Source organism: Winogradskyella sp. PE311 (assembly GCF_046545555.1).
Taxonomy (GTDB): Bacteria; Bacteroidota; Bacteroidia; order Flavobacteriales; family Flavobacteriaceae; genus Winogradskyella.
Genome location: NZ_JBHZTH010000001.1, coordinates 182386 through 204287, shown reverse-complemented (window position 1 = coordinate 204287; position 21902 = coordinate 182386). Strand labels below are relative to the sequence as shown.

Genomic DNA, 21902 nt, shown 5'->3' with positions numbered 1-21902 from the left:
GTATTAGATGAAATTAGAAACACTAACCAAATCAGATAATTTAGAAATTCAGAATAGAGTAATTTCAGATATTAAGGAATTAATAAATTTTAAGAACCTTGAGCCTGGAGATAAATTGCCATCTGAAAGAATGTTATCTGAAAAGTTTGAAGTGTCAAGAGGTATTGTGAGAGAAGCGATTCAAAAGCTAGAATTCTATGGTTTGTTGCAATCTAAACCACAAAGTGGAACTTTTATTGCCAATATAGGCGTCATAGCAATGAATGGAATGATAGACGATATTCTAAATTTAGAAGATCAAGATTTCAAATCTTTAGTAGAAACTAGAATTTTATTAGAACTTAAGACTGTCCGTTTAGCTGCCCTTAGAAGGTCAGACGAAGATTTAAAGACTATAAAGAAGGCTTTAGATGCATATGCAAAAAAAGTTTTAGATGGGGAAGATGCTGTGCAAGAGGATCTGTTATTTCATCTAGCTATAGCCAAAGCTTGCGGTAACAGCACTATGAATACGTATATGTTAATGATTACTCCTGAAATTATAACAAATTTTGAGACTTATCATGTTTGTGATAAAGGGTTGTCAAAACAAGGTATACAAGAACATCAGGCCATATATGAAGCTATAGAGCAACGAAACCCGAAATTGGCAAAGCAAAAAATGAAAGAACACTTTAGTGTGTTATATCAATATTGTTACAATGTTTAATTAACTAATTTAAGAAACACACTAAATATGAAAATAAAAGGCTTAAGATGGTGGGTCATAGGCTTAATTGCCCTTGCTACCGTTATTAATTATATAGATAGACAATCATTAAATGTACTATGGCCTCAAATATCTGAAGAATTATATCCAGATAAAAATATGGACGAAAGAAAAGAAATTTTCGGTTGGATATCATCGATATTCTTATTTTCATATGCTTTTGGTCAAGCAATATTTGGAAAAATATTTGATAAAATAGGAACAAGACTAGGATTCGCATTTTCAATAGGTTTTTGGTCTATAGCCACAGCATTGCATGCATTGTCAAGAGGTTTCACGAGTTTTGCTATTTTTAGATCGATTTTGGGTGTAGCCGAAGCTGGAAATTGGCCTGGAGCAGCTAAAGGGAATGCAGAATGGTTTCCTACAAAAGAACGTGCTTTAGCCCAAGGTATTTTTAATTCAGGAGCAGCATTAGGTGGTATAATTTCAATTCCAGCAATTGCAACTATGAGTTTATACTTTTCATGGCAAACTATTTTTATTGTAGTAGGTCTAGTTGGGCTATTATGGTTAGTACCATGGTTATTAATAGTAAAAGCTCCACCAGAAAAACACCCATGGCTTACGGATAAGGAAAGAAATTATATACTTGAAATTTCTGCTAAAACTGATTCTGAAGATGAAGAAGTCATCAATATAGAAGAATATAATCCTACCACAACAAAAATGTTATCTCACAAAGAAAGTTGGGGTGTAATATTAGCTTCAGCTGCTATAGATCCAATTTGGTGGCTATTTGTATTTTGGATACCTACATACTTAGTTGAAGTATATAATATGGATGTTGCAGGCATTGCAATTTACGGTTGGGTGCCTTATGTTGGTGCTATGCTAGGTGCATGGTTTGGTGGACTGTTGGCTCAGAACCGTTTGAAATCAGGTTGGACGACAAATAAAACAAGAAAATTTGTAATTACTTTAGGTTGTATTATAATGCTGCCTTGTTTTTATTTATTATCAGATCCTGGAAGCCCAATCAATGCAGTAATAATAATGGCAGTTATACTTTTTGGTTTCCAAACAGCTATAGGTAACGTGCAAACATTACCAAGTGATTTATTTGGTAAAAAAACAGTTGGTACACTAGCAGGTTTGGCAGGCATGTCAGCGAAATTTGCAGGTGTAGGTCTTACGGCTTTAGTTGCTACATTAACACTTGGGGGAAATTATACTCCTGCTTTTATTGTTGGTGCCGCACTAACATTGATCGTTTTAGCTAGTGTATGGTTTTTGTGTCCAAAAATTGAACCATTAAAGCCTTAAGCATAAATTATATTCGAATAAAACATAAACAAGAATAATTTTAAGAATTAAATATAAATTAAATGAGTAATAATAACGGAAAAGTTGCAATCGTAACAGGAGCAACAGGAGGAATAGGTTTTGAAGTTGCAAAACGATTAGGTCAAGACGGATATACTGTAGTTCTAAATGGTATTGATGATGAAGCTGGTGCAGATAGAGTAAAAGAGCTTACAGAGGCTGGAATTACCGCAGAATACTATGGTTTCGATGTAACGAAAGAAGATTTAGTGACTTCTAACATAAAAAAAATAGGTGAAAAATATGGAAAAATAGATGTACTAGTCAATAATGCTGGTGGTCTAGGTGGGCGATCACGTTTTGAAGAAATGACAACTGATTTTTATAGATTCGTAATGGCACTTAATCTTGATTCAGTATTTTTTGCTTCAAGAGCTGCAATTCCTTTTCTTAAAAAAGGTGAGCATCCTTCTATAATAAATTATACTTCTAACGCAGGTTGGACTGCAGGAGGTCCTGGTGCTGGAGTTTATGGTACATCAAAAGCTGGAGTTCATGCAATAACTAGAGCACTAGCAAAAGATTTGGCAGAATATGGTATAAGAGCTAACGCGGTATCACCAGGTACAATAGATACACCATTTCATGCACAGATTAAATCAACTAAGCCAGAAGTATTTGCTTCGTGGGCTAATAATATAATGTTAGGTAGACTTGGTCAACCAGAAGATGTCGCTGGTGTAATTTCATTTTTAGCAAGTAAAGACGCGTCATTTATAACAGCTGAAACTATCCAAATAGGTGGTGGACAAGCTTTAGGAATATAATTACACAATTAGTAATAAGCTAATTTAATTTGAGTTTTAGCAAGAAGAGTGGTTGAGCATAAGTTTAATCACTCTTTTCTTATTTTGAAGAATCTCTAATAATCAATTCGGCGTCTAAAATTATTTTATTTAAATTCTGTTTTAATTCGGGTTGGGCAACTCGTTTTAAAAATGTTTCAGCTGCGATACGACCAATATCCTTGCTATGCTGATCTACACTTGTTATGGTAGGTGATACTAAAGATGTGAATGGTTCATTACCAAAACCAATTAATCGTATTTCGTTAGGAACAGAAATAAGTTCTTCATTCAGCACCTGTAAAGCTCCTAAGGCAGCATAATCACCAGCTACATACACTGCGTCTGGTCTGTTTTTAAGCTTTAAAAGATTTTTCATTTTTAATCTTCCATCTTCGAGAGTTAGAGCACTCTCAATAATAAGACTGTCGTCAATAGGAAGATTATTCTTTTGTATAGCGTCAATATAACCTCTTATCCTATTATTAAAAATTCTTGTGCGTCTATAACCACCTATATGAGCAATTCGTTTACAGCCTTTTGAAATAAGATGCTCTACAATCATATGGCTACTATCGTAATCGTTTATCCCAATATAATCAACGTTTAAATCATTTTCACCTCTGTCAAATAATATGAGAGGAATTCCTTTAGATTTTATTTTTTCATAGTAAGATAAATCAACTGTTTCATTAGCCATTGAAGCTATAATTCCGTCTACTTGCGTAAATAATAAAGTGTCAATATTTTTACATTCTTTTTCAAAAGATTCATTAGACTGCGTTATAATAATATTATATCCAGCCTTATTTAGGACTGCCTCCATGTGTTCTACTACAGAAGAAAAGAAATTACTATTAGTTCGAGGTACTATAACACCAACAAGATTACTTTTTCCTTTTCTTAGAGCACTCGCCAAATGATTAGGTTGATAATTTAATTCTTTAGCAACACGTTTAACAGCGTCCTTGGTTTTGCTACTAATTCTTGAGTCATTATGCATAGCCTTAGAAACTGCAGCAGCAGAAATGTTCAGTACTTTAGCAATATCTTTTATTGTTGTTCTTTTGTTATTTGCCAAGTTTTTTTATATTTGCTTAATCGTTTAAGCAAAAATACTGTTTTAGATATAAAAATCAAAACAACTGCGTTTTGATTTATTTTTAGAATAGTTGCTTAATCGTTTAAGCAAGAAGCAATTTATAACAAATAAAACTAATATTTAGAATGAAAAAAGTAGTGACTTTTGGAGAAATTATGTTGAGGTTGGCACCACAACAATTCCTAAGATTTTCACAAGCATCAAGCTTTGATGTTGTGTATGGTGGTGGTGAATCTAATGTAGCAGTATCCTTAGCAAATTATGGAGTTCCTGTTGATTTTGTAACACGCCTCCCAAAAAATGACATAGGCGCATGTGCTATGATGGAGATGCGCAAAAGAGGTGTTGGAGTAGATAAAATTATTTATGGTGGTGATCGTTTAGGAATTTACTTTTTAGAGACTGGTGCAGTTAGTAGAGGAAGTAAAGTTGTTTATGATAGAGCGCATTCTGCAATTTCAGAAATTAAACCAGGTATGGTAGATTGGAAAGCTGTTTTTAAGGATGTGGCTTGGTTTCATTGGACAGGAATTACACCTGCTATTTCACAAGGAGCTGCTGATGCGTGTTTAGAGGCAGTAAAAGTTGCTAGTGAAATGGGTGTTACTATTTCGACAGATTTAAATTACAGAGCTAAACTTTGGACGTTCTGTGATGAAAAGCATAGAGAAAAAATAATGACTGAAATAACATCATATTGCGATATAATTCTTGGTAATGAAGAAGATGCAGAAAAGCATTTTGGTATTCATCCTGAAGGTTTAGATGTTCATAAGCATGGTCATGATGTAAAAGCGGAAGCATTCTTATCAGTTTGTAAACAAATGATGGAAAAATTTCCAAGAGCTAAAAAAGTAATTACAACCTTGAGAGGTTCAATATCTGCATCACATAACACTTGGGCAGGTGTATTGTATGACGGTTCTAAAATGTATGAAACACGCCAATATCAAATCACTGATATAGTTGATCGTGTTGGAGGTGGTGATTCGTTTATGGGTGGATTAATTTATGGATTATTAAAATACCCAGAAGATGATCAAAACGCATTAGATTTTGCAGTTGCGGCTTCATGCTTAAAGCATACAATTAAAGGTGATGCGAATTTAGTAACTGTAGCTGAGGTAGAAAAATTAATGGGAGGTGACGCCTCTGGACGTGTAGCAAGATAAATTTTGTTTACACGTTTAACAAATAAACAGTTTTAAAATGGCAAATTTCACAAGAATAGAGGTAGCAAATGTTATGAAACAAACGGGTTTAGTCCCATTGTTTTATAACGCAGATTTAGAGGTAGGTAAAAAAGTGATAAAAGCCACTTATGATGGTGGTGCAAGATTACTCGAATTTACAGCAAGAGGAGATTTTGCTCATGAAGTTTTTGGTGAGCTTAATAAATGGGTACTTAAAGAATTACCTGGTATGATAATGGGTGTTGGTTCTGTTACAGATGCTGCTTCAGCTTCTCGTTTTATGGCTTTAGGAGCTAATTTTATTGTAACACCAGTATTAAGAGAGGATATTGCTATAGTTTGTAATAGACGTAAGGTAATGTGGTCACCAGGTTGCGGATCTTTAACCGAGATTTGCAGAGCAGAAGAGCTTGGTTGTGAAGTTGTAAAATTATTCCCAGGTGGTATTTATGGACCAGATTTTGTTAAAGCTATTCGAGGTCCTCAACCTTGGACTAGTATTATGCCAACAGGTGGTGTTTCTCCAACTAGAGATAATTTAGAAGGTTGGTTTAAAGCAGGTGTAACTTGCGTAGGAATGGGCTCAAAACTTATAGCAAAAAACGCTGATGGCAATTATGATCTAGCGAGGATTGAGTCAGATACTAAAAATGCTTTAAGTATTATAAGTGAATTAAAATAGAAAAAGTGAAATCTGCAGTAGTAACAATAAAAGAGCTCTCTTTTTTGTCGGGATATTCTATATCGACAGTGTCTAAGGCACTTAATAATAAAAAAGATATTAGCTCGGAAACTCGCAGCACTATTCAAAATATAGCAAAACAGCATAATTATATACCTAATAATTATGCTGTTGCCCTTAGAAATAAGGTTTCTAAATCTATAGCTGTAATTATTCCTAAGTTAACAGAAGGGTTTTACAGTAAAGCTTTATGTGTTCTTCAAAAAGAGGCAGATATAAAAAATTACAGAATGTTATTTTACCAATCCTTTGGTTGTGAAAAAAAGGAAAGAACGTATTTAAATAGTTTAAATGACGGTTCTATTTATGGTATTATTGTGATATCTGATGATGACTCAAAGATTAATGATTATGCAAATTATACAATGCCAATTGAGGTACTAAATATCAAAAGTTTTTATACTGATGATCAAATTCAGTTAGGTTCCGTACAAAGTTTATCTAAGTTATTGGGTGCGTAATTTTAAAATTATCCTTTAGAAGATAGTACAAATCAGTTGGCAAAAACGATTATTCACAATCTTAAACCGTCGGATAATTAGGTGTTTGCTTCAATCTTAGGTAATTTTAATGACGGAACAATTAGAGGTAAAGTTCAATTTGGTTCAGCATGGTTTTTTTATATCAAAAAGATGGTATGGAAAAGCAGTTTAATACGCTTTCTAATCAAGGTTTATTGAGTTATTTTGCAGGTATGCTCACAGACGCTCACGTAGCTTTCTGTCTTTTCCTTGCCACGACTATTTTAGAAGAATCCTGCGTAACCTCGTAGTTAGAGATGTTGCTAATGGAGAGCTGCCAAATAATAAGAATCGCTTAGGGAAAATGATAAGTAATATTTCTTATTTTAATGCAAAAAATTATTTTGATTTTAATTAGTATAAAATGGAAGACGTTGTTTGGGGAATTATAGGATGCGGTAATGTAACTGAAATTAAGAGTGGCCCTGCTTTTAATTTAGCTGAAAAATCATCATTATTAGCAGTGATGCGAAGAGATAAAACAAAAGCAAAAGATTATGCGCAAAGACATAATGTACCTTTGTATTTCGATGATGCAAATGCCATTATAAATCACCCAAAGATTAACGCAATCTATATAGCAACTCCTCCATCTACCCACTTAGAGTATGCGTTAAAAGTATTAGATGTTGGTAAGAATCTTTATATTGAAAAACCAATGACCTTAAATTCAGAGGAGGCAATTCTGTTAAGTGCCGCTGAGAAGAATAGCCCATCTAAATTAACTGTAGCGCATTACAGACGAAAATTACCCATGTTTTTAGAAGTGAAACGTATTATAGATGACAATATACTAGGTGAAATAAAGGGAATTGAATTAAAAATGTATCAGTCTAGAAAAGATATTATTGCAGAAAACAATCCTACTAATTGGCGCATAAATCCTCAAATTTCTGGTGGTGGTTATTTTAATGACTTAGCGCCACATCAGTTAGACTTACTGTTATATTGGTTTGGGGATGTAAATGAATGTTCTGGAAGTTCGTCAACAGAGTTTTCTATTCCTACTGTTGCTTCGAAAATTAATGGAACTTTAAATTTTAATAACAATATTAAGTGCAAAGCTGAATGGAATTTTGTAGCACCTAAAGCAGAGCAAATAGATGAATGTTATATTTATGGAAGTAACGGAAGCATTCGTTTTCCTTTTTTTGGAAATCAAATTAATATGGACATTGAAGGGAGAAAGGAAATTATTAATTTTAAGCATCCAAACCATATTCAACAACCAATTATTCAGGCAACAGTGAACTTTTTTTTAGGTAAAGAGAAAAACTCCTGTACTGTTAATGACGCTTTAAAGGGTCTACAAATTATAGATGAATTCATAAAATAATCTAGATTTCACCACAGTTTTCTAAAATCTAAATATTTGGCTAGTTAATAAATAAAACTATATTTGAGAAGTGTAAATTGGTGCACCAATTTGAGTTTTGACTAATATAACTGAACAATTATTTTAAATTAAAGTGTATTTATTATATGAACTTAAATAGTGTAATCTTTATAATGGGAGTTTCTGGCAGTGGAAAAAGTACCATTGGTAAACTATTATCTGAGAAAACTAATATGCCATTTTTTGATGGAGATGATTTTCATCCCCAATCTAATATCGATAAGATGACAAATGGCCTACCACTTAATGATGAAGATCGCAAGGAGTGGTTACTTACCCTAAACGAACTCGCCAAAAAACAATTACAATTAAACAGTTGTATAATTGTTTGTTCTGCTCTCAAGGATTCCTACAGGGAAATTTTAAATGCAGATATTCAAAACTGTGTTAAATGGGTTCACCTAAAAGGGAGTTTTGATTTGATTTCTCAGAGAATGAAAAAAAGGGAAGATCATTTTATGGGAGCTAATATGCTGGAGTCTCAATTTAATACATTAGAACATCCTCTTAATGCTTTGGATATAAATATTAGTTTTAAGCCAAGTGAAATTGTTAAAAGCATAATGAAATTTATTGAAGTAAAATCTGAGTTTGGATTATTTGGATTAGGCGTTATGGGTAAAAGTTTGAGTAGAAACTTAGCCCAAAGAGGTTTCCGATTATCAATATTTAACCGAGAAGTAAAAGGAGTTGAAGAAGATGTAGCAATTAATTTTAAAAGTAAATATAACGAGCTTCATAACGCTCAACCATTTTCAGATATAAAAGCCTTCGTAAATTCACTACAAATTCCAAGAAGGATTATGTTAATGGTTAATGCAGGCGAAACTACAGATATAGTTATAGAGGACTTAATACCATTGCTTTCTGAAGGTGATATACTCATTGATGGTGGTAACTCCAATTATTTAAAAACGAAAGAACGTTATGATTATTTAAACTCTAAGAATATTCATTTTATAGGTGTAGGAGTATCTGGAGGAGAAGAAGGAGCCCTTAATGGGCCTTCGATTATGCCTGGTGGAAATAAGGAAATCTATAATTTGGTAAAGCCATATTTAGAAAATATTGCTGCTAAAGATGCTAATAATCTACCTTGTTGTAGCTATATAGGAGAAGAGGGCAGCGGGCATTTTGTTAAAATGGTCCATAATGGAATTGAGTACGTTGAAATGCAACTATTGGCAGAAGTGTATACAATTTTTAAAACCATGGGTAAGAACCCAGATGAAATAGCTGATATATTAGAGTCTTGGCGAGTTAAAGCAGATAGTTATTTGTTAGGTATTACTATAGATATACTAAGAAAAAAAGATGGTGATGAATGGTTAGTAGATAAAATAGTAGATAAAGCAGGTAATAAAGGAACAGGTAATTGGACAACCATTGCAACCGCTAAGTTAGGAGCTCCAAGTACTTTAATAGCTTCAGCCTTATTTGCACGTTATATATCTTTTTACAAGGAAGAAAGACTTTTAGCAAGTAAAAACTTTAATATAAAACCATCTGTGTTTAATATAGATAGCGATGATGTTTTAAAGGCCTATCAATTTGCAAGAATTATCAATCATTATCAAGGTCTTAAGTTGATTTCTGAAGCTGGAAAAGCATATAAATGGAATTTAAATCTAAGTGAGATTGCAAGAATTTGGACTAACGGATGTATTATAAAATCAGATTTTATGATTGAGTTAATATCAGTTTTAAAAGAAGACGATAATATTTTGAAACATAATTCTATCATTGATCAGATTAAATTTTTAAAACCTTCAGTAAATAAAGTTGTTTCACAGTGTATACTGAATGAGTTAACAGTTCCATGCTTAAGTGAATCTGTTAACTTTTTAAATAATTATATAACAGGAAGATCGTCAGCAAATATTATACAAGCACAGCGTGATTATTTTGGCGCACATACATATCAACGTACCGATGATGCTTCAGGTAAGTTTTATCATACCAATTGGTAAAATTTAAATAAAAACTAAAATATAAAATAGTATGTCAGAATCAGAAAAGAGTAAATCTTTAATTAAAAAGATAATAGCAATTGTCTTAGGTTTTGGTCCAGGTATTTTTGCCATTGGTTACACCATAGGAACAGGTAGTGTAACGTCAATGGTTAAGGCAGGAAGCGCTTATGGCATGCAATTAACTTGGGTACTTTTATTAAGTTGCTTGTTTTCGGGTATCCTAATGTTCGTTTACGGAAATTATACTTTAATTACTGGGGAGACTGCACTTTATAGTTTTAAAAAATATTTAAAAGGTGGTAAAATAATAGCGATCTTAATTATTATAGGAATTTCTGTTGGGCAATGGGGATCACTTATGGGAATTTTAACAATCTCGTCTAACATGCTTTACGAAATATTCGCTTTAAATTTTGAAGGACTTAAAGCTTATCAGTACGAAACAGTCTTAGCTATTGCTATTTTAATTGTAGGTGTTTTTTATGCTTTAATGCTCGTAGGGAAATATTCATTTTTCGAAAAAATATTAGTCATTTTCGTTACGTTTATGGGATTGTCTTTTGTTGTTTCCTTGTTTTTTGTTCACCCCTTACCAGCAGAAATTTTAGAAGGATTAATTCCTTCTATTCCAGACTCACAAGATCCATTAGTCTCTGGTAGGATGATGGTTGCAGCATTTGTTGGGACTACTATGGCAGCAGCTACATTTCTATCTAGACCTTTGTTTGTAAAGGGAAAAGAATGGAATATAAAAGACTTAGGTAGACAACGAAAAGATGCAATTACCGCAGCAATATTGGTGTTTGTTATTAGTGGCGCTATTATGGCAGTAGCAAGTGGTGCTTTATTTCATCAAGGAACTCCAGTAAACAACGTTTTAGATATGGCAAAACCTTTAGAGCCTATTGCAGGAAGTTTTGCAGTAGCTGTTTTCTTTTTTGGAACATTAAGTGCTGGTTTGTCGTCTATTTTTCCATGTTTATTAATTGCACCACTTTTAGTTGCAGATTATCAATCGGGTACTTTAGACACAAGTTCTAAACAATTTAGAGTAATTACTGCAATTGCATGTTTGGTCGCTTTAATTGGTCCAGCATTTTTTGGAGGTAAACCTATTTTAGTTCAAATTTTATCCCAAGTCTTTAATGTCTTTATTTTACCGCTCGTGGTTTTGGGTATTATATTATTAGTAAACAATAAAAAAATAATGAAAGGTTATAAAACCAGTCTTATGGTAAATATTGGGTTATATGCTGCATTATTTTTCTCTTGTATAATTTCTTATACAGGTGTTGTAGGGTTAATGACAAAATATTTATAGTGTATCTATAATTAGATAGTGAAAATTTAAAAAGAAAAAGATGGAACTTATTAAAAATAAAATGTATAAAAAAGTTATAACTTCTGCAGTTGTGCTAATATTTGTTAGTCTTGCTCTTGTTTTAAATAGTTGTAAAAATGATACTAAAACGCCAAGCGAAAAAGAAGTATTAAAGACTGTTTACGCAAGTGACGTAATTCCATTTTTCGATCAGTGGAAATTGATTTTAGGTGACGGATCAAATGCTGGTGTTGCCACTAATTTTGAAAACAAAGATTTCTTTTATGCCGAAAATGAACAAAGTAGAGATTGGGTGGTTTTTAAGGCTCCAAATGGAGGAGATACACACGGAACCTCAAATAATACGAGAACAGAGCTAGCACAAGCAAAAAAATGGTATCCAAAAACAGCTAATGATAAATTATCTGCGACACTCAAAGTAATGAATGTTTCTGCAACTGGTGATGCTCGCGTAGCCGCATCTTATTCTGTAGTTATAGGTCAAATTCATAGTGCTGATGGCCATGAAAACGAACCATTAAAAATATTTTATAAAAAGTTCCCTGGCCATACTAAAGGCTCCGTTTTTTGGCATTATGAAATAAACACAGCAGGTGATGATAATTCTGGAAGATGGGATTATTCAACAGCTGTTTGGGGTGATGATTTTTCTGTTGTTGGGACTGAAGAAAATACCTATCCAAAAGAACCTACAGATGGTATTGCTTTAGGCGAAGAATTTAGTTATAAAATAGAGGTTAAAGATGGTATTATGAATTTGACATTTACCAGTCAAGAACACGAAACAAAAACATTTAGTAAAAACTTAATTGAATCAGAATATACAACTACCGCAGATATACCTAATCAAACACAAAAGTTATTTGTTCCAATTGGTCAAGATGGATTAGAACGTAAAATTGCATACGCTGGTGAAGGTTGTTTTTTTAAACTCGGCTGCTATAACCAGACTAACGGTAAATCTCCAGAGATAAATAAAAACTGGTGTTCGGGTGCAGAGACTCATGGTGGTAATATTCCAAAACAATACGCAGATGGCAACTACGCTGAGGTATGGTTTAAAACTGCAAATATATCTGTAAGTGCGGATGCTGTTTCTAATGATGGTTATTTTGCTAAAAACGATTAAATTAATCGAGTTTATATTTTTAAGTTTTGCAATTAAGTAACTTACAAAAAGTGCTAGTTTAGCAATTAACTATGCAGTGATTATTATATAAACACTTAATGTTCAAATAAAAATAATTATTTAAACTTATTATTTCTTTCATTTCCAGAAAAGGAGAAAACTTTTAAACTTTAAATAGGAGTTCGGGTGCTCTCTATAATGTTCATATCTCCGTTAATTATTGAGAGATTTTGATATAAACTTAACCTTTTGATTTCTAAATAATTCTATACTATTAAGAAAAATAGATGTTCACACTTCATTTTTTAGGCTAAAAGTATATGGTTTAAAAGTTTGCAAAATATACACTAACAAACGCATAGCAACTATTTTACCATATTACAATACTATATTGATTTATAAAATTCACGAAAACGTTGTATTTAACAAAATTTTATATATATTTGGTGCACCAAATTGGTTTACCAATCTGGTTTACCAAAAAATTAAAGTTTAAATAACACACAAATTATTAACTAATTTTAATCAAATGAATTTAAAAAGTAAACTAATCTTAATGCTCGTAATGGTATTTAATATATCGTTATTTGCTCAAGAAAGTTATCAATTAACAGGCACCGTCACTGATGAGACAAACATGCCAATTCCTGGCGTCAATGTAATTGTAGCTAACACAACAAATGGAGTTTCAACTGACTTCAATGGGCAGTACCAATTAGAGGTTACAAGTGGTGACGTTGTAGAATTTACCTATGTAGGTTATGCCAAACAATCAATTACAATTACAAATCAAACAACACTCAATGTTACCTTAGCTGAAGATTCTGCTTTGGATGAAGTTGTAATTGTAGGATATGGTACGCGCAAAAAATCACATCTTACAGGTGCAGTTGCACAAGTAAAGGGTAAAGAAATTGCAGCTATACAAGCTACTCGTGTCGATGAGGCTTTGGCTGGAAAGTTATCTGGTGTTTTAATTCAAAATGCAAGTGGTGAACCCGGTGCAGACTTAAAGATTCAGGTAAGGGCAGCTTCATCAATATCTGGTGATTCTAGTCCATTAATAGTTGTTGATGGTTTTCCAATTTCAGGTAATCTAGCAACAGTTAATCCAAATGATATTGAAAGTTTAGAGGTTTTAAAAGATGCAGCTTCTGCTTCTATTTATGGTTCTCGTGGAGCTAATGGTGTTATACTCGTTACAACTAAAAAAGGAAGAACGGGTAAAGCAACTTTTAGTTATAACTCATTCTTTAGTACATCAAGTAAATATCAAAGAGATAATTTAAATTTGAATGCAGGTGAATGGGCAGACACAATCGAGAGAAATATAGCTAATGGGTCTTTTGATGTTTCTGAAGTTGATCCTACGTTATTAAATTATCGAATAAATGCTTATAGAAATTCTCCAGGCGCAATTAGTCCAGAAGAATGGCTATTTCAAAACGGTAATAGTATGAGCCACGATTTTAGTATGAGTGGTGGAAATGACGATGTTAATTATTTTGCTTCAATTGGGTACCAAGATACCGAGGGTATTGCAATTACTCAGGAGTTCGAAAGAGTAAATGCACGTTTAAATATTGATGCTAAATTAGGAGAGAAGTTTAGAACTGGAGTAAGTTTCAATGGATTTAAATCTGATAGAGCTATCCTTGCTCATGATCAAAGAGATCTTTTAAGAGCATATGGGGTTCATCCAATTTATCATACAGAAGAATCAATTGCATTTGTGCAACAGTTAGATATGCAAGCTCAGTCTTTAGGATACGATCCATTTGACGATGGTTATAGAGGTGGTGATTTAGGAGTTTCCTTAGGTGTTAATAGTAGTATTTATACTTTACAACCCGGAGATACGGCACAAGATTGGCATTACGGAAGATCAGGTAATGGTATTGGTGGATCTGGTGATGCAGGACCAGCAACAAAACTAGATAATGCAGAACGCACGCAAAGAACATATTTTGCTAATATTAATACATATTTACAATACGAAATCTTAGAAGGATTAAATGTAAAAACTGTTTTAGGGGCGGATCTTAACGATACCCAAGATTATTACTACCAAGGATTAGAAGCGGATTCTAGATTACGTACTAATCAATCTGACTTAGATCAAACTGATGTAAAAAGAAGCTCTATATTAAGTGTAACTACTTTAGACTATTCTAAAGTTATTGGTAAACATGATATATCTGCATTATTAGGTGTAGAATTTCAAAATTTCTATATAAACGGAACTTCTTTAAATGCTACGAACGTACCATTTGGAGATATTGTTAACTATAACTTATTAGATCCTGCTGATATTACAGTAAGAGAGAGAGACGAAGAGATTAACAGACAAAGTGTATTTGGAAGAATCAATTATGCATATGATAACCGTTATTTAGCATCAGTTTCAGTGAGACGTGACGGTGATTCTCGCTTTGGCTCTAATGAGCGTTTCGCAACATTTCCATCACTTTCTTTAGGATGGAATGTGCACAATGAAGCATTTTATAAGTCCGATCTTTTATCATTGTTAAAATTAAGATTCAGTGTTGGATCTTTAGGAACGACTTCTTTTTTAGGCTCTTATGACGCATTAAGTCTACTTAATCCGGCAGCAACAATTTTTGGAAATGGATTTTTAATTCCAGATAATATAGCTAATCCTGATTTAACATGGCAGACTAATACGGAAACTAACTTTGGTACTGATTTAGGATTCTTAAATAGCCGTTTTAGACTAAGCGTAGATTATTATACATCTAACATAGAAAATATACTATTAAGTAGAAGTGTATCTGAAGTGTTAGGTACAACAGAAGTTGTTATTAATTCAGGTGATATTCAAAGTTCAGGTTTAGAATTTGAGATAAATGCAAATATATTAAGTACTGAAGATTTAACGTGGAATGTTAGCGGTAACTTATCTACCGTAAATACTGAAATTAAAGAATTAGATGGCTTAACAGAATTACCACCTACAGTATATGGTCAAAGTGGTAGAGGTCCAGAGTTTAGAAATTATGTAGGAGGAGAAATTGGTGAAATGTGGGGATTAGAAACTACAGGTTTAGTAGAGTCTGTTCACATAGCAGATCCTACAAGAACACTTGGCGCTGATAGTGGTGAGGTTTATGTTGTAGATCAAAATAATGATGGTGTAATTGATAGAGATGATTATGTTAAAATAGGACAAAATACACCAGATTTTTATTGGGGTTTTAATAGTCAATTGAGATATAAAGATTGGGATTTTTCTATGCAATGGCAAGGATCGCATGGTGCAGAAGTTTTCAATATAGATCCATTATACTGGCAATCACAATTTGGAGGAAGACTACGCGATAGCTTCGATGCTAATGATGATGGTATAGCTGATGCTAGTGGACGTCATTATACACGAGCGAGAGATCAAACGGACTCGGCAATACAAGATGCGTCTTACGTGGCATTACGTAACTTAACAATAGGATATACATTAAATAATGACTTAACTAGTAAATTTGGAATAAGTTCTCTAAGAGTATATGCTGCAGCAACTAATTTATTATACTTATGGTCTTCTGATTATACATCTTTTAATCCAGAAGGGATAGAGACTACCAATGGAGGTTATTTAGGTCCAACTACATCTGGTGTTCAAGTTGGTGCTAGTCCAGTTGCTAGAAGTTTTACATTCGGTTTAAATGTTAATTTTTAAATAAAGAAAAATGAAAAATATATATTTATTATTGGGATTGTCGCTATTGATAACGGCATGCTCATCAGACTTAGAACAAGCACCGCCAAATATTGCAAGTTCAGGTTCTTTAAACGATTTTACAGGGGTTTTAAATGCGGCTTATTTCTATCAGCATGCTTCTGTTACGCCTATGGCAGTAATGGGTGATTTTAGATCAGATAACGCTTTAATGGAAGAAGAGCCATATCCTGCATTTGACAGATACAATGCTGATTTATTTGACGGAACGTTAAATAATCAATTTTTCCGCCCTTTATATTCGGCATTATACAAGTCAATATTAAGTTCTAATAATGTAATTGAAAACTCTTCAAATTCTACAGATGTGGGTGAAGCGAAGTTTCTAAGAGCCTTATCATATTTCAAATTAGTGAAAATGTTTGGTGATGTAACTGTTAATTTAGCAGCCGAGCCAAGTACAACAGATACATCTATTTTAGTAAGACAACCAGCAATGGATGTTTACAATAACGTAATAATTCCTGATTTACAAGATGCAATAGCTGCACTAGATAATTCTGGATTAGATAGTGGACGGGCAAGTTCAATAGGTGCTCAAGCCATGTTAGGTAAAGTTTACATGCAGATGGGAGATTTTGTTAGTGCAGAACCACAACTTGCAGCTGTCGTTAATAGCGCAGGAGCGGCAGGTGTAATGTTACAAACTAATTTTGCTGATATCTTCGGAGAGATTAATGATTTAAATTCAGAAATTTTATTTGCAACTCAAATTTCAGCTTCTGTGCCAGATGAATACGGTTTTTCCGAATTTTGGGAATGGTCTTTTGGGCTTGATACAAAAGCTTTAAACCCTTTAGATGCATCCTTAATAGCTGCGTTCGACGCAAGTGAAGCTGGTGGTGAAACTGATTTAAGAAGAGCTGTAACAATCGATGAAGCAACATCTTCATCGCCAAAATTTCCTCAAACAGGAGGTCCTGATCATGATTTTATAGAAATGAGATTAGGCGATATTATTTTATTATATGCAGAAGCATTAAATGAAAATAACAGTACAGGTCCTGCGTTAATTGAATTAAATAAGATTAGAACAAGAGCAGGTTTATCCAATTCGACAGCATCTGGTCAGGCAGCAATAAGAACTGCTATTGCTGATGAAAGAAGATTAGAATTGGCTTTTGAAGGCCATAGATGGTTTGACTTGGTAAGAACAGGTACGGCTACGACAGTATTAGGTTTTACTGATACTAATTATTTCCTAGCACCTATACCAATCTCTGAAATAACATCTAGTTTTGGTGTAATCACACAAAACCCAGGATATTAAAATATTAGTAATTGATTTGCTGAGATTAGTTTGGTTTACCGGTTTAGATTGTTCAGTCTAACCGGTAAACTTTTTTATGAATTTAGGTAAAATAGATATTTATACACTTTCCATATAATTTTAATAAATTTGATAATCCAATATGATTTGGTTTAAAGAAGGTTTATGAATATAGAAGTCCTTGCAAAGAATGAAAATCAGGAAAGAGCAAACCGTATAAATAATTTAATAATTGATCTACGTGATTTAATTAATCATAAAAAGTTAGAACCTGGAGATAAATTACCCTCTGAACGCGTTTTATCAGAAAAATTTAATGTAAGCAGAAGAACTGTAAGAGCCGCAATTTTAAAACTAGAATCTTACGGAATATTAAAGTCGATGCCTCAAAGTGGCACGTTTATAGCCAATATCGGACCGATTGCTATGAATGGTATGATAAAAGATATTTTAGATTTAGGTATACCAGATTTTAAAGCATTAATTGAGGTTAGAATTTTACTAGAATTAAAAGCTGTAAGCTTGGCAGCGGAAAGGCGGACTGAGAAAGATCTTATTAATATAAAGGAGGCAATACTTGCTCATAATAGTAAAATAGACGCAGGTGATGTGGCAGTTCAAGAAGATTTATTGTTTCATTTAGCAATTGCCAAAGCAAGTGGTAATGTAGCCTTAAATATGTTTATGATTACCATAACGCCCCAAATAATTATGGATTTTAAAAAGTATCATTTAGATTATAATTATTTAGATGATCTAAGGGTTAAGGAACATACGGAAATTTTTGAAGCTATTAAAAATCAAGATGCAAAAATGGCTAGAGCAAAGATGAAAGAACATTTTAAAAAGCTATACGAATATTGTAGTGCTAGCTAGCTGTGAATAATAAAACATAAACCAATAACTAGTTACCATAAGATCATCAATAACGATTAATACTGTTTTATTTTGAAAATTGAAAATAAATTGAAAGGTAAAAATGTCCTAATAACGGCAGGTGCTCAGGGAATAGGTGAATCAATAACTAAACATTTTATTGATCATGGTGCTAACGTATCTATTCACTATTTTTCTAGTGCTGATAAAGCTAATCAATTAACGAAATATGCCATAGATAAAGGGCAGAAAGCAATAGCTATAAGTGGTGATCTAACTAAAGAAGAAGATGCGAACGAATTAATTGAGAAAACAGTTGAAGCTTTTGGAGGCTTGGATATCTTAATTAATAATGCTGGTTCTCTCGTAGCTCGCAACTTGTTAAGCGATATGGAGACTGACTTTTGGAATAAAGTTATGGACATAAACCTTACTTCTATGATGTTTGTCACGAGAGCTGCAGGACCTCACTTAGGGAGAAATACTAATAGCAGTATTGTCAATTTAGCCTCTCTCGCTGGTCGTAAGGGTGGTCATCCAGGATCCCTTGCTTATGCTACCAGTAAAGGAGCAATCTTAACTTTTACTAGAGCCTTAGCTACAGAATTTGGACCAGCAGGAACTAGAGTTAATGCAGTTGCACCAGGTCTCATTCTTGGAACTTCATTTCATAATACGCATACAACTAAAGAGTCGGCTGCCGCAACAACTTCTAGTATACCGATACAACGCGCAGGTAATGCAGATGATGTAGCACGAGCTGTTTTATATTTAGCCTCAGAATACGACGGCTTTATTACTGGTGCTACTTTAGATATAAACGGTGGTGTTTACAATATGTAACAGGACAATCATTATAAATTATATTTAAGAACTTTAACTACACGCTTAGATTTTAGAAAAGCAATGTAATATAGTCCGGTGTTTAATTCTGAAATATCTAGTTTATACTTCTTAAGTCTTTTTTTAATTACAATTTCTTCACCATTATTATCAAATAGTTTAACACTATCGTAATCTTTGGCTTTTAAGTTTTTAAAATTTACGACGGCTTTTTTATTATCTACTTTTAATAGTTTTTTATGAGCTTTTATTGATAGTTCTTCAATTGTGATATCAGCAATTTCATCAATACTAAAACTATTAAATAAAACCATTTCGTCTTTTAAGTCTTCTTTACGTTTTAAACTTCTATAGATGCCCCATTTAGGACGTGAAAAATCAGAACCATCTTGCCACATATCCATATAATCATTAGAGTATTCAAATATTTTAGAATCATTAGAGATTTTCTTAATTTCTATGGAATAGCTGCCTTTATTTGAATAATGAATAACTTCAGTAACTTCAACCCAATGTCCTTTAAGTAAATCTAATTCTACTGATTTTATGGTGCTTTGCTCATAAGTAGGTGCATATCTCAGTTCTAAACGGTCAGGTGTTCCTTTTCTAGCAGTTAACGAAATAATTGGGCGAGAAGAATATTCGCTTCCTACAGATTTTATTTGGTGCAAATGTGTAAAGTTTTTTGAAACCTTGAAGTTACTTGGTAGTTTAAATTTCCATTTATATTCAACCGTTTCACCCTCGGAACCTTTTGTGTTTTCTGGTGATTTACCATAACTCTTTATTTCTATACGTTGTCTGTCAAACTTCTTGCAACGATCATTATCATAAGCAGTATGTGCGATAAATCGAAATACATAGGTATTTAATTCTTCATCAAATATTTCATCTATATGGCGACCAAAACCACTATGAGCACAATCAGGCACTTCAACCACATCATAGTTAGGTGCTAAAACAGCATTAATATCTTCATAGGTGTTACCTTCTCCGTTAGCATTTAATGTGACTTGCGCGTTTGTTATTTCAGTCATAAAATAAATCGCAAGTAAACTGTAAATAGCCTTTTTCATAATTTAATTTTAAATTGGTTAACCAATTTAGAGGTTATTTTCTATATTTAAAAGAATTAAGGCTAAAACTATACCAAATTAAATAGTTGAGGTAACATGAGTATTAAGTCAGGTAAATGGTTTATTTATAATATAAAAGCATAAGAATGAATTTTAAAAAAAAAATCCTTTTTATTTTTTCAGTCTTATTTTTTAGTACTGTTTTGTGCGCGCAAGAAATTCCAAGAATTATAGTCGACAAAACAATTATTAAAGAAAATTACTTACCAGATTTTAGTTTTGCTGGTTATCATAATGGAGAATTTGAAATTCCGTCATCATTAGGTAAAACTATAAATGCTGTAGATTTTGGAGTCATTAGTAATGATGGACGTGATGACTCTAAAGCCTTAAAATTAGCTGTAAGCGAAGCTTCTAAAGTAGAAGGAAAAGTAACCTTACAGTTACCTGCTGGTAGATTGATTTTAAGTGACATTTTGTATTTAGAGCGCAGTAATTTTGTACTAAGAGGTACAGGATCAGGTGATGATGGTACAGAGATTTATTTACCTAGACCACTAATGTACTGCGAAGATCCAGAAGAATTAAAAGAGCTTCGCGAATATCTAATAGAGTTTGATAAGCGTCAACGAGAAAAAGAAAATAATATTGATTTACCATTTTCTCAATATGCTTGGTCAGGAGGATTTATCTGGACTAAAGTCCCTGAAACTCGAGTGAAACCTTATCTACAAAAATACGAGAAGCCTTATGGTGTTGTTGCAAAAGTATCACATGGTAAACGTGGTGAGTTTACGTTTAAAGTCACAGATAGAAATAATTTAAATGTCGGTGATATTGTAGAGCTTCAACTTTTTAATAAGGATGGAAAAGAAGGTGAAATTATTGAAGATTTATATAAAAACGAAGTCGAAAAAATTGGTTCACACCATTGGAATTTTCCTGATTTACCAATAGTAAAACAACAAATTGAGATTACTAAAATCTCAGGTAATTCAATTACAATAAATAGTCCATTAACGATTAATATTAAACCAAATTATAAGTCACAATTAGTGGTTTGGAAGCATCTCAAAGAAGTGGGTATAGAACATTTGAAAATCACATTTCCAGATGCTCCAAGAGTTGCGCATCATGTAGAGCCTGGTAATAACGGTATTTATTTGACGCGTGTTTATAATAGTTGGGTGAACGACGTTGTTATTGAAAATGCTGATAGTGGTATCTTAACTGAAGAAATAGCCAATGTTACTATTAATAATATTATTACAAAAGGCGAGCATTTAGCGCATTATACAGTAGCTATGTCTGGTACCTATAACGTCTTGGCTAAAGACATTAAAGTATACAATAAAGCAGTACATCCTCTTAGTTTTAATACACTTTCCACCAAGAGTGTATATTTAGATTGCGAAGTTTTTGTAGATCCAATATTAGATCAGCATTCTGGTGCTAATCATCAGAATTTGTTTGATGGAATCAAGGTGCATTTAACTCCAAAAGAAGATATGAGTTATCCTTTATTTGCTGGCGGAGGGGCTGGTTATTGGAAACCGTCACATGGTGCTTTTAGTACATTTTGGAATATACATGTCAATATTTTAAATGGCACTGACTCAAAAAGCCCTATACTTTTAAATGGTATGAAGGACGGACCATATGCAAGAGTTATTGGAGTTAATGGTAATCATAACTTTACTGTAAATTATAAACCCATGGCATATATAGAATTAGTAAATAAAACTGTTGATACCATTCCGTCACTATATAGATATCAATTAAAAAAGCGATTAAAACTGGACTGA

At 32.9% G+C, this 21902-nt stretch carries 17 protein-coding genes and 1 pseudogene; 16 read left to right on the top strand and 2 right to left on the bottom strand.

The annotated features are described in order from the left end of the window. Positions 1-7 precede the first annotated feature (7 nt). The 3 genes from ACFWU4_RS00820 to ACFWU4_RS00810 all read left to right on the top strand — a co-directional run bounded on the left by ACFWU4_RS00820 (position 8) and on the right by ACFWU4_RS00810 (position 2862). On the top strand, positions 8-709 hold the full coding sequence (locus tag ACFWU4_RS00820; RefSeq protein WP_411123908.1) for a FadR/GntR family transcriptional regulator: 702 nt from the start codon (positions 8-10) through the stop codon (positions 707-709). Between the two features lie 27 nt (positions 710-736). Then, a complete protein-coding gene (locus ACFWU4_RS00815; protein ID WP_411123906.1) occupies positions 737-2035 on the top strand; it encodes an MFS transporter in 1299 nt (432 codons plus the stop codon). A gap of 62 nt (positions 2036-2097) precedes the next feature. Beyond that, a complete protein-coding gene (locus tag ACFWU4_RS00810; RefSeq protein WP_411123904.1) occupies positions 2098-2862 on the top strand; it encodes an SDR family NAD(P)-dependent oxidoreductase in 765 nt (254 codons plus the stop codon). A 79-nt stretch (positions 2863-2941) separates the two neighbouring features. On the opposite strand, the gene ACFWU4_RS00805 is transcribed toward ACFWU4_RS00810, so the two are convergent. Continuing rightward, positions 2942-3961, bottom strand: a complete 1020-nt coding sequence (locus tag ACFWU4_RS00805; protein WP_411123902.1) for a LacI family DNA-binding transcriptional regulator — start codon at positions 3959-3961, stop codon at positions 2942-2944. Positions 3962-4107: 146 nt separating this feature from the next. Between ACFWU4_RS00805 and ACFWU4_RS00800 the strand changes: the two genes are divergently transcribed. From ACFWU4_RS00800 to ACFWU4_RS00745, 12 genes and pseudogenes are all read left to right on the top strand, one after another. Further along, the gene (locus tag ACFWU4_RS00800) at positions 4108-5154 is read left to right on the top strand and encodes a PfkB family carbohydrate kinase (RefSeq protein ID WP_411123900.1); all 1047 of its coding nucleotides are present in this window, start codon (positions 4108-4110) and stop codon (positions 5152-5154) included. 37 nt (positions 5155-5191) lie between these two features. Continuing rightward, positions 5192-5857, top strand: coding sequence for a bifunctional 4-hydroxy-2-oxoglutarate aldolase/2-dehydro-3-deoxy-phosphogluconate aldolase (locus ACFWU4_RS00795; RefSeq protein ID WP_411123898.1), 666 nt, complete (start codon positions 5192-5194; stop codon positions 5855-5857). 5 nt (positions 5858-5862) lie between these two features. Then, positions 5863-6378, top strand: a complete 516-nt coding sequence (locus tag ACFWU4_RS00790) for a LacI family DNA-binding transcriptional regulator (protein WP_411123896.1) — start codon at positions 5863-5865, stop codon at positions 6376-6378. Positions 6379-6399: 21 nt separating this feature from the next. Continuing rightward, positions 6400-6796 (top strand): annotated as a pseudogene (locus ACFWU4_RS00785) (glucuronate isomerase); the annotation flags it as partial. Positions 6797-6802: 6 nt separating this feature from the next. After that, positions 6803-7774: a Gfo/Idh/MocA family protein gene (locus ACFWU4_RS00780; protein WP_411123894.1), complete on the top strand. Its 972-nt coding sequence runs from the start codon at positions 6803-6805 to the stop codon at positions 7772-7774. 146 nt (positions 7775-7920) lie between these two features. Then, entirely contained in the window at positions 7921-9804 is a 1884-nt protein-coding gene (gene gndA / locus ACFWU4_RS00775) for an NADP-dependent phosphogluconate dehydrogenase (RefSeq protein WP_411123892.1), read from the top strand. 31 nt (positions 9805-9835) lie between these two features. Next, positions 9836-11128: an Nramp family divalent metal transporter gene (locus tag ACFWU4_RS00770; RefSeq protein ID WP_411123890.1), complete on the top strand. Its 1293-nt coding sequence runs from the start codon at positions 9836-9838 to the stop codon at positions 11126-11128. A gap of 61 nt (positions 11129-11189) precedes the next feature. Next, positions 11190-12278 carry a polysaccharide lyase family 7 protein gene (locus tag ACFWU4_RS00765; RefSeq protein ID WP_411127200.1) on the top strand — a complete coding sequence of 363 codons (1089 nt, stop codon included), beginning with the start codon at positions 11190-11192 and terminating at the stop codon, positions 12276-12278. Between the two features lie 529 nt (positions 12279-12807). Beyond that, complete coding sequence (locus ACFWU4_RS00760) at positions 12808-15972, top strand: SusC/RagA family TonB-linked outer membrane protein (RefSeq protein WP_411123888.1); 3165 nt, start codon at positions 12808-12810, stop codon at positions 15970-15972. A 10-nt stretch (positions 15973-15982) separates the two neighbouring features. Continuing rightward, positions 15983-17302 (top strand): RagB/SusD family nutrient uptake outer membrane protein, encoded by a 1320-nt coding sequence (locus tag ACFWU4_RS00755; RefSeq protein ID WP_411123886.1) that lies wholly within the window; start codon positions 15983-15985, stop codon positions 17300-17302. Positions 17303-17467: 165 nt separating this feature from the next. After that, the gene (locus ACFWU4_RS00750; RefSeq protein ID WP_411123884.1) at positions 17468-18178 is read left to right on the top strand and encodes a FadR/GntR family transcriptional regulator; all 711 of its coding nucleotides are present in this window, start codon (positions 17468-17470) and stop codon (positions 18176-18178) included. 72 nt (positions 18179-18250) lie between these two features. Further along, a complete protein-coding gene (locus tag ACFWU4_RS00745) occupies positions 18251-19021 on the top strand; it encodes an SDR family NAD(P)-dependent oxidoreductase (RefSeq protein ID WP_411123882.1) in 771 nt (256 codons plus the stop codon). A gap of 11 nt (positions 19022-19032) precedes the next feature. On the opposite strand, the gene ACFWU4_RS00740 is transcribed toward ACFWU4_RS00745, so the two are convergent. Further along, positions 19033-20097, bottom strand: coding sequence for a heparin lyase I family protein (locus tag ACFWU4_RS00740; protein ID WP_411123880.1), 1065 nt, complete (start codon positions 20095-20097; stop codon positions 19033-19035). Between the two features lie 146 nt (positions 20098-20243). Between ACFWU4_RS00740 and ACFWU4_RS00735 the strand changes: the two genes are divergently transcribed. Next, positions 20244-21902 carry a hypothetical protein gene (locus tag ACFWU4_RS00735; RefSeq protein WP_411123878.1) on the top strand — a complete coding sequence of 553 codons (1659 nt, stop codon included), beginning with the start codon at positions 20244-20246 and terminating at the stop codon, positions 21900-21902.